We start from the raw sequence: 1,673 nt of genomic DNA, 5'->3' as shown, positions 1-1,673 counted from the left end.
ATTTACCCCATCATTGTTCCAATCGGTTACACAGACATTGAGCCAGCTTCCTGGGAATTCTTTTTTGTCATTTTTTGTTGAAAATAATGGGATACCAGCTTCAAAACATAGTTCTTCTTTCTTACTTTTCAGACCACGGAAGAATGTGATTGCTTTATAATCTTTTTTTGTATATTCATTCGTCGTTAAAATATCTAATACCCCATCTCCATCCCAATCCACTACATAAGGAATTATCACATTTCGTATGTTATATTTTAAAGGTTGCTCTTGTTCATTTAGTAACAACTCTCTTTTTCCAAATTTAGGAGTTGTTTTTGTCCCTATATTCTCGCAAAAACGCAAAGCATGACCACCAACAATCATGTCTAAATCACCATCATTATCAAAATCACCAAAATCTGCAGCTGAGTAATTCCAATACATATTACTTTTAGGATCAGTTATTGGTAGTGAATTATTTTGACTTAATGATGATATCGCTTCATATGCTTCTTCTAAATGAATACTTGGTAAAAAGCCATATTCACTACCTCTAAACCATGTAATAATACCTGGATTGTACTGTCCTGTTAGTAAATCTGTATAGCCATCATTATCTAAATCTTTAAAGCGCGGAATAAATGGGAAACAACACCATGAATAAATAGATAAAGGGGTTCCGTTGAAATTTGTATCATTAAAATGACCACTTGCATAATTTGCATAAGAAGATAATTCATCATTAAATGTTGGAACTTCATCTTTACCTTTGTTAAGGTATACTCTACAAAAATTACCTACTTTAACACCTTTGTTTTCTAAGCCACTATCAAACTCTCCAATTAATAAATCTTTCTTTCCATCATTATCCCAATCATACACGGCAGGTGCTGCCCACCCCATTCCTTCGCCCATTACAGGTTTGGTTTCTCCCATAATTAATTGGGGTTTTCCTAGTTTAGGAGCGCCTGGAATGTTTGCGTTAATGAGCTCGGGGAAATCGTTGGGGCCTTGGGTGTTTTTATTTTCATTGCTTGCTACTGACTGAGCACAACTTTGGAGGCTTATGGTACAAATTAGTAATGTTGCTTTTAGGATTGTTTTATTTATATACATTTTATTAATCTATTATTCTTTAATTATTTTCAAAATGTTATGTATGTTGCTTCTAGTGGATCCCTGCCTACGCAGGGATGACAAGCTCTCTTCATGAGATCCCCGCCTTCATTTCGATAGCTGCGCTATGTACTTTCAATGAAAATGTATTTTCATTTCAGTAATGCTCAATGACCTTACGGGGATGAACCAATTCACCTATTCAATACCCATCGTTTTGTGGTAATAAGTTTGGATTCAATAATAATTCAGATTCAGGGATAGGAAATAAAACGTCTGTATCTTGCCAGCTAGGTTTTAGTGGTGCCAATACATCGGCGGCTTCACCTCTTCTTTTTAAATCGAACCAACGGTGTCCGCGTTCTGTAAATAGTTCCACCTGCCGCTCATCGAGAATGGCATCTCGTAATGCTTCTTTAGTGCTAGCTGTGGTATTTCCAAGACCAGCTCGATTTCTAATGACATTTAAATCGGACTGTGCCTCCGATATTTTACCAAGCTCTGCCCGTGCTTCTGCCCTGATTAGGTATTGCTCTGCCAATCGAAATACAACGGGGTACTCTTCAGAATTAGCC

The 1,673-nt window shown here is 36.7% G+C and carries 2 protein-coding genes; both read right to left on the bottom strand.

What is annotated here, in order from left to right; all coding sequences use genetic code 11:
* On the bottom strand, positions 1-1,098 hold a 1,098-nt coding region (locus Q4Q35_RS07140), incomplete at its 3' end, for an FG-GAP-like repeat-containing protein (RefSeq protein ID WP_303277271.1).
* Between the two features lie 202 nt (positions 1,099-1,300).
* Positions 1,301-1,673 (bottom strand): RagB/SusD family nutrient uptake outer membrane protein (locus Q4Q35_RS07135; RefSeq protein ID WP_303277270.1); only part of this gene is annotated, 373 nt, incomplete at its 5' end.

It is taken from the genome of Flavivirga aquimarina, assembly GCF_030540835.1.
GTDB lineage: Bacteria > Bacteroidota > Bacteroidia > Flavobacteriales > Flavobacteriaceae > Flavivirga > Flavivirga aquimarina.
Note: the sequence above shows the minus strand (reverse complement) of the source record. Positions and strands in the feature narration are given on the sequence as shown.